The sequence below is a fragment of the Streptomyces sp. NH27 genome (genome assembly GCF_056859195.1).
This window is the reverse complement of sequence record NZ_JACEGK010000025.1, coordinates 17,327-27,275: the sequence shown is the minus strand read 5'-3', so window position 1 is coordinate 27,275 and position 9,949 is coordinate 17,327. Positions and strand designations below refer to the sequence as shown.

Below are 9,949 nucleotides of genomic sequence, written 5' to 3'. Positions count from 1 at the left end.
GTCCTGGTCCGGGCGGGTTCAGGGCAGTCCGTTGATCTTGTCAGCGGTGTTCTTGAAGAGCAGGCGCGGTCGGCCAGCCGAGCCATATATCCGCTGAATGCGAGTCGCCGACGTCACCATGCCCACCGGCATCACCAGCCGCCCGCGAGACGAACGCGGGTACCCCGTGCCGGCGATCACCCCCTGGGAGGACGGAACCCCTCAGTTCGCGAGCACCAGCATGGGCCGGGTGTTTCTTTGCGTCGCCGAGCGTCGATGCACGGTCTGCGGCCGGGAGATGCAGCCTGGGCCGGTGTGGCGGGTCGTCGATGGGGACGAAGCGGAAATGATCGATGCCGTCCTCAGCCTCGGTAAGGAGTTCCTCAACAACGCCCCTACGGCTGAGGCTCCTGGCCACCGTACGTGCATGATCTACGCCGCTATGGTGTGCCCTTTCCTGAGCAGCCCGGAAGGCCGCCGAGGCGAGGCTTCGAACATGTACGGAGCCGATCTCCCGAAGGGGGACGCCCGAGGTATCGGAGGCGCGGTCGTTGCCTACAACGACTACAAGTTCGAGCAGACCCCCGCCGGGCCTGGGGTCGTCTACGGTGCACCGATCGAGATCATCAACTACGACCGTGCCGAAGACCTGCAGGACGAGCTTACGGCGGCCCTAACTAACGACGAGACAGGTGCGGGGCGGAGCCCAGCTTGGCTAGGGGAAGACGAACAGCTCCTGGAGTCCGCCCTCCGTAAAGCCATGCTCACCCCAGAAGAGAAGCAGGTTCTGGCTGCGCGGAGGCGTGCAGCACAGACCAAGAAACGGCAGCAGAAGCAAGTGAAGGCATCCCGCAAGAAGAACCGGTAGCCGTCGCCGCTTACGCCAGCAGGCATCCTGCATCTCCGGCAGGCGAGGTCGAATCTCGAACCGCGCAGTTTCAGAGGCCCACGCCGTTCGCCGGCGCGGGCCCTCTGCTGTCCGTGATTGCTGCTACCCAGATCAGACGGCGGGAGGCTGCTGGTCCGGGCGGGTCCAGAGCAGTCCGCCGACCTTGTCGGCTGTGTCCTTGAGGACGCGGTTGGTGAGGTGTTGGTAGCGGCGGCGCATGCGCGCGGACTGGCCGGGTTCCCAGCCCATGATCGAGTCCACGATGGTGTCGGAGACGCCAAGGATGAGCAGGATGGTGCCTGCTGTGTGCCGGGCGTCATGCAGTCGGCCGTCCCGCAGCCCGGCGGCCGCCAGCAGTTCCTTCCACTTGTGGTGGTCCGTGTTGGGGTTGAGCGGCTCGCCGGTCGGTGAGGTGAAGACGTATCCCTTCTCCACCCACAGGTCGCGGGCAAGGATGCGTTCGCGGTCCTGCGCGTCCCGGTGTTGCGCGAGGAGCTTCATCAGCTCGTCGGGGACACCGATGGGGCGCCGTCCGGCACGGGACTTGGTCTCCTTGGTCTCGCGGCGGATGTTGACCTTCTGCGGGCAGTAACCGGGCTTTCGACCGCACGTGTCGCCGCAGCCGTGCTGATAGCGGGGCCGCAGCCGGCCTCGGTGAACGACGAGGACCCCCAGTTCGAAGCCAACGTCCGTCCACTTGAGCCCGAGGACCTCGCCCTGGCGAAGGCCCAGCGCCAAGGCGATGACCCAGCGAGCGGCGTTCCGCTCGCGGTTGGCCACCTCCAGGAGGAGCAGGACTTCCGTGCCCAGGTCCTGCGTGCGCTCAGCCGCATCGGGAACAACGTCAACCAGATCGCACGCGCCCTCAACAGCGCCTCCACCCCACCCGACATCCGCGAACGCCTCGACGAACTGCACCACCTGCTGGTCACGATCGCCGAAGCCCTGCGCCAGCCCACTGATGACGACACGGAGGTGGGACGCCCGTGATCGCCGCCATCAAGCCCTCCGGGGCCAACACCCGCGGCCTGCTCGCCTACCTCTACGGCCCCGGCCGCAGCGACGAACACCTCGACCCGCACATCGTCGCCGCCTTCGCCACCCTCGGCCTGCCCGACCCCGGCCGCGACGAGAACGCCACCCTCACCGAACTCGCCCGCCACCTCGACGCCCCGTCACGTTGCGCAACAGCGAGTTCGGCAAGCCCGTCGCCGACCACGTCTGACACTGCCCCGTCCGCGCCGCCCCAGAAGACCGCCACCTGTCCGACACCGAATGGGCCGACATCGCCCACCGCATCGTCACCGCCGCCGGCATCGCCCCCGAAGGCGACGACTTCGCCTGCCGCTGGATCGCCGTGCGCCACGCCGACGACCACATCCACATCCTCGCCACCACCGTCCGCGAAGACGGCCGCCGACCCAAACTCCACGACAGCGGCATCCGGGTCGGCGACGCCTGCCGCCAGATCGAGAAGGACTACGGCCTGCGCCGGCTCAGCAAGGGCGACCGTACCGCCACCCGCGCCCCCAGCCAGGCCGAGATGCACAAGGCCGAACGGCTCGGCTGGGAACAGACCAGCCGCGCCTGGCTCCAAGACCGCATCCGCGCCGCCATCCCCCACGCCACCAACACCGAGGAACTCCTCGCCTACCTCGAAGCCAGCGGCGTCATGGTCAAACCGCGCCGCGGCCCGTCCGGCGACCTCCTCGGCTACTCCGCCGGCCGCCCCGGCGACCTCGACAAGAACGGCCAGCAGATCTACCACCCCGGCGGGAAGATCGCGCCCGACCTCACCCTCCCCAAGCTGAAAGCCCGCCTGGAGGCCAGCACACCCGAGGAGTACCCCACCGCCCGCCGCAACCGACCCGGCACACCCTGGCACCGAGCCACTGAAGCCCTCGACACCTTCAGCCACGAGATCAGCGATCCCGGCGACAGCGCCGGCACCCGCAGCCAGGCCCAGATCGCCGCCCTCGGCGAGCTGATCGAAGCCACCGCCCAGGCCGCCCCCGCAGAACTCCGCGCCGAACTCCGGACGGCAGCACGCGCCTTCGCCCACGCCCAGCGCTCCCAGATCCGTGCCGAACACAGCACCGCCGTAGGGCTGCGTACCGCCGCCCGGGACCTCGTCAACGCGGGCACCGGCAAGGACGGCAGCGCCTTCGCCGTCCTGCTGTCCGCCCTCATCTGGTCCGCGATCCTTACCAGCCGCTGGCACCAGGCCCGGGGCCACGCCCAACAGACCGCCGCCGCCCGTCAAACCGTCCAGCACCTGCAAGCCGCCTATGCCCAGGCAGCCGCGCCCCAGCTCGCTGCCCTTGTCCGACGGCAGCCCAACCCCGACGCCCGCACCACCCTCGCCAACGACGTACGCGCCGCAGTCCCCGATCACGCCGCCCGTATCCTCGCCGACCCCGACTGGCCGGCCCTCGCCACGGTTCTCGGCGACGCCGAAGCCGGCGGCCACAAGCCAGTCCGGCTCCTGAAAGAAGCCGCCGAGCAACGCGAACTCCACACCGCCCGTATGCCAGCCCGTGTCCTGCTCGCCCGTATCCAACACACGGCCCGAAATCCGGCCCCGAACCCGCGAGCGGAAGCGGCTCTCCTGCGATCTAGTCTTCACTCGCCCACACGCCAGCGCATGAATGGACCGACGCCGCCGCGCCCTACGATCCCGAAAGATCACCAGCGTCATCATCGGTAGCGAGTGAAGGGCGCAGTGACGCTCGAAGCTCGGACATCCCCGGTCGGCGCATCGCGCCAAGCCCAACCGACCACAGAAAGCGCACAGGCTGCCGCACAGCTCTTGCACGTCTGCCGTGCAGTCCAGGACAACACGGCGCCTGCCCAGACAGGGTTTTACGACTGTACGGGCCGCGGGACCGCTCGACGGGCGTACCCAGCGGCTTGCAGATTTGCAATCACACCAGGCCGGGGAGATAGGCTGCTATCGGCCGCACGAGAGTGTTTTCGGTCACACGTAAAGTGCCTTCGTGCGGCCACTTCTCCCGTCCCGGCCGCACTCGGGCCATGCGTGGATACTCAGGCGGGTCGGGGGCGCCAGAGCCGTAGAATGGCCGTCGTGACTGACGACACCCAGCGCCCCGGAACCGGGCTGAACAGCGCCCCCGAACTGCCGACCCAATATGCGCCGGCTGAGGTAGAGGGGCCGCTGTACGAGCGCTGGGTAGAGCGCGGTTACTTCGAAGCCGATGCGAAGAGCGAGAAGCCCGCATACACCATCGTCATCCCCCCGCCGAACGTCACCGGGTCTCTCCACCTGGGCCACGCCTTCGAACACACGCTGATCGACGCCCTCACCCGCCGAAAGCGCATGCAGGGCTACGAGACGCTGTGGCAGCCCGGAATGGACCACGCGGGCATCGCCACGCAGAACGTCGTCGAGCGGGAACTCGCCAAGGAAGGCAAGTCCCGTCATGACCTGGGCCGAGAGGCGTTTGTCGAGCGGGTCTGGCAGTGGAAGGCCGAGTCCGGTGGTCAGATCGCCGGACAGATGCGGCGCCTGGGCGACGGCGTCGCATGGAGCCGTGACCGCTTCACCATGGACGAGGGCTTGTCCCGCGCCGTCCAGACCGTCTTCAAGAAGATGTACGACGACGGCCTCATCTACCGCGCAGAGCGCATCATCAACTGGTGCCCGCGCTGCCTGACGGCCATCTCGGACATCGAGGTCGACTACCAGGACGACGACGGCGAGCTCGTCTCCCTGAAGTACGGGGAGGGTGAGGACACCGTCGTCGTGGCGACGACCCGCGCCGAGACGATGCTCGGCGACACGGCGGTTGCCGTCCACCCGGACGACGAGCGGTACGCCCACCTCATCGGCAAGCGGATCAAGCTCCCGCTCACCGGGCGCACGATTCCCGTCGTTGCCGACACGCACGTCGACCCGGAGTTCGGCACCGGTGCTGTCAAGGTCACGCCCGCCCATGACCCGAACGACTTCGCCATCGGCCAGCGCCACAACCTCGAGTCGATCGCCGTCCTGGACGAGCGCGGAGTCATCACCGCCCACGGTCCCTTCGAGGGGCTCGACCGTTTCGAGGCGCGTTCCGCGATCGTCGCCGCGCTGCGGGCCGAGGGCCGGATCGTCGCCGAGAAGCGGCCGTACGTCCACTCGGTCGGGCACTGCTCGCGCTGCAAGACGACGCTGGAACCGCGGCTGTCCCTGCAGTGGTGGGTGAAGGTCGAGACGCTCGCCAAGGCCGCAGGAGACGCGGTCCGTGACGGGCGGGTGAACATCCACCCCGCCGACCTCTCCCAGCGCTACTTCGACTGGGTCGACAACCTCAACGACTGGTGCATCTCACGGCAGTTGTGGTGGGGCCACCGCATTCCCGTCTGGCACGGCCCGAACGGCGAGACCGTGTGCGTCGGACCCGACGAGCAGCCTCCGAGCAGCGCGGGCTGGGAGCAGGACACCGACGTCCTCGACACCTGGTTCTCCTCCGGACTGTGGCCCTTCTCCACCCTGGGCTGGCCTGAGCAGACCGAGGACCTGGCCAAGTTCTACCCGAACTCGGCCCTGGTCACCGGGTACGACCTGATGTTCTTCTGGGTCGCCCGCATGATGATGTTCGGCCTGTACGCGATGGACGGGGAGGCCCCCTTCCGCACCATCGCTTTCCACGGCATGGTCCGCGACGAGCACGGCAAGAAGATGTCGAAGTCGTTCGGCAACACCGTCAATCCGCTGGACTGGATGGACAAGTACGGCTCCGACGCCCTCCGGTTCACCCTCGCGCGGGGCGCCAACCCCGGCACCGACGTGCCGATCGGCGAGGACTGGGTCCAGGCGTCGAGGAACTTCGCCAACAAGATCTGGAACGCGACGCGGTTCGCGCTGATGAACGGCGCCACGATCGAGGGCGAGCTGCCCGCGGCCGAGCGGCTCTCGGCCACCGACCGATGGATTCTGTCCCGGCTCAACACGGTCGTGGCCGAGGCGGACGCGTACTACGACGACTACCAGTTCGCGAAGCTCGCTGATGCCCTGTACCACTTCGCTTGGGACGAGGTCTTCGACTGGTACGTCGAGCTGTCCAAGACGACGTTCATGGCCGGCGGCGACGCGGCCAAGGTCTCGGCACGCGTCCTGGGCGAAGTCCTCGACGTGACGCTGCGCCTGCTGCACCCCATCGTCCCGTTCGTGACCGAAACGCTGTGGACCACCCTCACCTCCCGCGAGTCCGTCGTGATCGCCGACTGGCCGAAGGACAGCGGGTTCCGGGACGCCACCGCCGAGGCAGAGGTCGAGAACCTCCAGCAGGTCATCACCGAGGTGCGCCGCTTCCGCGCCGACCAGGGACTGCAGCCCGGCCAGAAGGTCCCAGCACGCCTGGACCTGTCCGGTACTTCCCTCGCCGCCCACGAGGCTGCCGTCCGCCAACTGCTGCGCCTGCAGCCGGAGGGCGACGGGTTCAACGCCACGGCGACCCTCCCGATCGCCGGCGCCACGGTCGCGCTCGACCTGTCCGGCACCATCGATGTCGCGGCCGAGCGCAAGCGGCTGGCCAAGGATCTTGCCGCGGCCCAGAAGGAGAAGGCCCAGACGGAGGCCAAGCTCGGCAACGAGTCGTTCATGGCGAAGGCCCCGGACCACGTGGTCGAGAAGATCCGTACTCGCCTCGTGAAGGCCGAAGCGGACATCGTCCGGCTGTCGAACCAGATCAGCAGTCTGCCTGCAACGGAGTAGTCGACCAGCGAAGGAAGCCCCGAACGCATCGTCCAGGGCTTCCTTCACAAGCCGGTTCTTAGGGGATGCCCAGGTCCTCGAAGGGGCTCGACAAGGAGAACTCCCGCTGTCGGGCGACCGTCAGGGCCTGTTCGAGGTCGAAGCCTGCCATCCGGATCAGATCGACGAGCCGCGAGGGCTTCGATGCGAGGACCTCGCGTGTGATGTCCTCAGCGGAGTCGCCGCGGTTGAGGCGCTCCTGGAACAGGTCGAGGTTCTTCTCGACCACCAGCAGCGTCATATCGAACTCGGACACCTCGGTGTTGGAGACCCGTCGCGTACGGGAGTGGACCCGGTATTCGTGCATGGGGCCGGCGATGCACACGATGTCGTTGGCGGCCCCTCTGCGGAAGCGCCCCGCAATGAGGTTCACGGCGAACGCCCAGTCTCCCCACTTGCGTATGCGCGGGTCGTAGAGACCACCGCGGATGGCGTCGTCACGGCGATAGACGATCGAGGTGGGCACATGGTGCTTGCGTAAGATCAGCTCCTCGCGGCAGGGATACGAGGAGATGGTGAGCCCTTCGAAGTCGCCGATCATTCGCGACATCGTGTGGACGAAGGCCAGCTCCTGATGCGACTTGAGGAACTTGACGGCTCGATCCGGGTAGCTGCCGGCCGCCAGCAGCTCGGGCGCCGTGGCCAGTCGGTCGTCGGCATCGAGTTGCATGACGTACGCGAAGCTCGCGGCGTCGATGCCGGCGTTCCTGGCGGCATGATGTCCACTGTGCTCTTGGCGGACGATGCGGACCCCGGCGCGCCCGGCACACAGCGAGATGGCACGGAGCGTGGGCTGGTCATTGGAGCCGTCGTCCACGACCACGACCTCGTACGGGAAGGCGTGAGGCTGCTGCACAAGGGACTCCACGGCTTCCACAACATAGCCCCCGGAGTTGAAGCAGGGGATGACGAAACTGATCCCCTCGGGCACGTTCGGTTTCAAGGTGTACTCCCCGTCTGTGATCAGGCTGCCCGGTTTGCCGCGATGACCGTGGCGCGGGTCGCTTCGAAGCAGTTGCGCCCGGTCCGGGTGTCCTGTTCCGCGTGCTCGGACCAGAGCAGCGTGATGTCCCATCCGTCGTAGATGCGCTCGATCGCACGTCGGAAGTCTTCCGGGGAGTAGTCGGCCTCTCCTTCGATACGCACCAGACTGGCGTCCATGGACGTGCGTATGATTCCCGTGAAGACTTCGAGGTAGTGGTGATTCTCTCCACGTGCATGGGCCACCGCACTCATAAGCAGGGACTCGACGTCGCACCTTGCGAGGTAATGCAGAACGTCTTTGGCGACGATGACACCGAAGTCCTCATCGATGGCCAATTCCTCGGCGAGGCATTCTCGCGGTTCGATCCGGTCGGCCCATTCTCCCGTGTCGCCGATGCGACGAAGAAGCAAGTCGCAGGGAATCTGGTCCACAGCTAACACGCGAAATCCTGCGCGCGCTAAAGCGATCGCGTAGGCGCCAGCGCCGTACCCCAGATCCAGTGCTGTACGCGAATCCCCCTCTCCGACGGATTTCAGGAACGCGTCGAACCGCTCGGACGTGGGGGCCTGGAGATTCTCCGCGGTGTTCCTGCGGCTCCGGATCGCCTCCGCATAGAAGGCATACAGGGACGCCTTCGAAACAATCTGATTCATGAGTGACTCCTCTACGACCTGGACGTCTTGATCAATTGGCGTTCAGAAAGGCACCGCGACCGGGCACCCAGGAGTAAGCACTGACGAAGCGAGTGCTTCAGTGACCTGCATGGGACGGAGGTGGCTCGCAAGAGAACTGCGGTGCTCGGAACCATGAAGCCAGTGCTCCATGAGCTGGCGGTTGCTGTCGCTGTGGAACAGCCCGCCGAACGACTCTTCCGACACGTACTGCTCCTCGGGCAGAAGGGCGGCATTGGCACGTGTGGTCACCCGGGCGAACGCGTCAATCCCGTCCGCGCTGACGCCGCGGGGTATGTCGTAGCAGTGAACATGAGTGGAGAACAGCGTCGATAACTGGGCCTCCAGGTTCACGCTCGACGTGCGGCCATTGACGTTGTAGAGGCTGTCCGGGAGTTCGGCCCAGTCGCGGATGGAGGGCGTGGTCTGCTCGAAGGACAAAGTCCCGAGTGAGATGGTCCTCCCCGTGCCTGCGTCTATGAGGCGGAACGCGGAGGTCACATCCGTCTCGCCGAATCGCAAGCCCTTGTCAGGGTCAGCCAGCCACCGTGCGCCGGCGTCCCGGAACCTGCTGGCGATCGGCTGCGAGACACGTTGGTGCTGGTCGATGGGAAAGGCCCCGAAGGAGATGAGCTCCAGGCGGAGTTGCCGCTCAGGGAACAGGTCCGCATTGAGCGACAGGATCTGGGTCGCCAGGTCAACGTAATGGTAGGCGCCGTGCATCATCATCCCGTAGCCGTACTTGTACGGATGGTCGTCGCGGCTCTCAAACTCACGCTGGAGGTTCCACACACCACCGGCGGCCCGGAGATGGAATGAAGTCAAGGGTGCTTCCCACCGCTCCATCCTCTGCTTGAGCGAAGCGATGACCTTCTGGTTATAGATCTGGTGGTACCGGCTCAGCGTCATCACCGAATGTTCCGCGGTGGAGCCGGAGGCAATACCGATCAGCTCCTCCATGGTCTTCGTGATGCACGACGGCTTGAACCGGCCGTCAATGACGGGCGCCAATACCGGCTTCTCGACCAGCGAGACAATGTGGTTCTGCACGCAGAATCGCAGATACGCCTCGTGGGCTCGCACCTCGGTGGCGATGTACATCATCGTCGGCACACCGGGGACTCGCAGACGCTGGACTGCAGCCGCGATGAGCTCTTGCGGAGTTTCCCGTACTCGGTCGCCGAAATCCGGCAGATAGACGACACTACGAGGCTTCACACTCGTCGCCTCTATCCGCTTCTCGATTTCCTTTTTCTGTGACTCCAGGTCGACGATGGAGTAGGAGTCGATGTGGCCCGACGCGATGGCATCGCGAATGCACGAAAGGTACTTATTGACGACGATCTCGTCGAAACCGACCACGATAAGATGATGGGCGGATGTCACAGAACTGCCTTTCCAGGGAGCCAAAAATGCATGGTTTTAGACCGATTTCTGGTATCGCCATAGGCCGCTCTGGCGATGGAGGAAAGTATCCGAGCGTCGATTGGAAGAGCGCTGAGATGCGGGCATAACTGTGCCCGTCAGCCGCTGACACGGCGGGGTTTCAAAGTACGGCGCGAGGCGGCCTCGGCGATGTAGGCGGAGGCATCGCCGCAACCGAAAAGGCTAGCGGCGACCGCTTCCACCGCCTCGGAGTCGCGAGCGCGGCACTCATGGCAGGTCCA

General features: G+C 66.2%; 5 protein-coding genes and 3 pseudogenes. 4 read left to right on the top strand and 4 right to left on the bottom strand.

What is annotated here, in order from left to right:
- Window positions 1-97 precede the first annotated feature (97 nt).
- A complete protein-coding gene (locus tag AC13HU_RS04260; protein WP_483040358.1) occupies window positions 98-847 on the top strand; it encodes a hypothetical protein in 750 nt (249 codons plus the stop codon).
- Between the two features lie 132 nt (window positions 848-979).
- On the opposite strand, the pseudogene AC13HU_RS04255 reads toward AC13HU_RS04260, so the two are convergent.
- Window positions 980-1,669: pseudogene (locus tag AC13HU_RS04255) on the bottom strand (tyrosine-type recombinase/integrase); the annotation flags it as partial.
- On the opposite strand from AC13HU_RS04255, the pseudogene AC13HU_RS04250 reads away from it, so the two are divergent.
- The 3 genes and pseudogenes from AC13HU_RS04250 to AC13HU_RS04240 all read left to right on the top strand — a co-directional run.
- Window positions 1,667-1,858 (top strand): annotated as a pseudogene (locus AC13HU_RS04250) (MobC family plasmid mobilization relaxosome protein); the annotation flags it as partial. The pseudogenes AC13HU_RS04255 and AC13HU_RS04250 overlap by 3 nt on opposite strands.
- Window positions 1,855-3,575 (top strand): annotated as a pseudogene (locus AC13HU_RS04245) (relaxase/mobilization nuclease domain-containing protein). The pseudogenes AC13HU_RS04250 and AC13HU_RS04245, both read left to right, overlap by 4 nt.
- A 378-nt stretch (window positions 3,576-3,953) precedes the next feature.
- A complete protein-coding gene (locus tag AC13HU_RS04240; RefSeq protein WP_483040357.1) occupies window positions 3,954-6,587 on the top strand; it encodes a valine--tRNA ligase in 2,634 nt (877 codons plus the stop codon).
- Between the two features lie 58 nt (window positions 6,588-6,645).
- On the opposite strand, the gene AC13HU_RS04235 is transcribed toward AC13HU_RS04240, so the two are convergent.
- Genes AC13HU_RS04235 through AC13HU_RS04225 form a run of 3 tightly spaced genes read right to left on the bottom strand, consistent with a single transcriptional unit; the run spans window position 6,646 to window position 9,644 of the window.
- On the bottom strand, window positions 6,646-7,569 hold the full coding sequence (locus AC13HU_RS04235) for a glycosyltransferase family 2 protein (protein ID WP_483040356.1): 924 nt from the start codon (window positions 7,567-7,569) through the stop codon (window positions 6,646-6,648).
- A 20-nt stretch (window positions 7,570-7,589) separates the two neighbouring features.
- Window positions 7,590-8,264, bottom strand: a complete 675-nt coding sequence (locus tag AC13HU_RS04230) for a class I SAM-dependent methyltransferase (protein ID WP_483040355.1) — start codon at window positions 8,262-8,264, stop codon at window positions 7,590-7,592.
- A 42-nt stretch (window positions 8,265-8,306) separates the two neighbouring features.
- Complete coding sequence (locus AC13HU_RS04225) at window positions 8,307-9,644, bottom strand: hypothetical protein (protein ID WP_483040354.1); 1,338 nt, start codon at window positions 9,642-9,644, stop codon at window positions 8,307-8,309.
- Window positions 9,645-9,949: the final 305 nt, after the last annotated feature.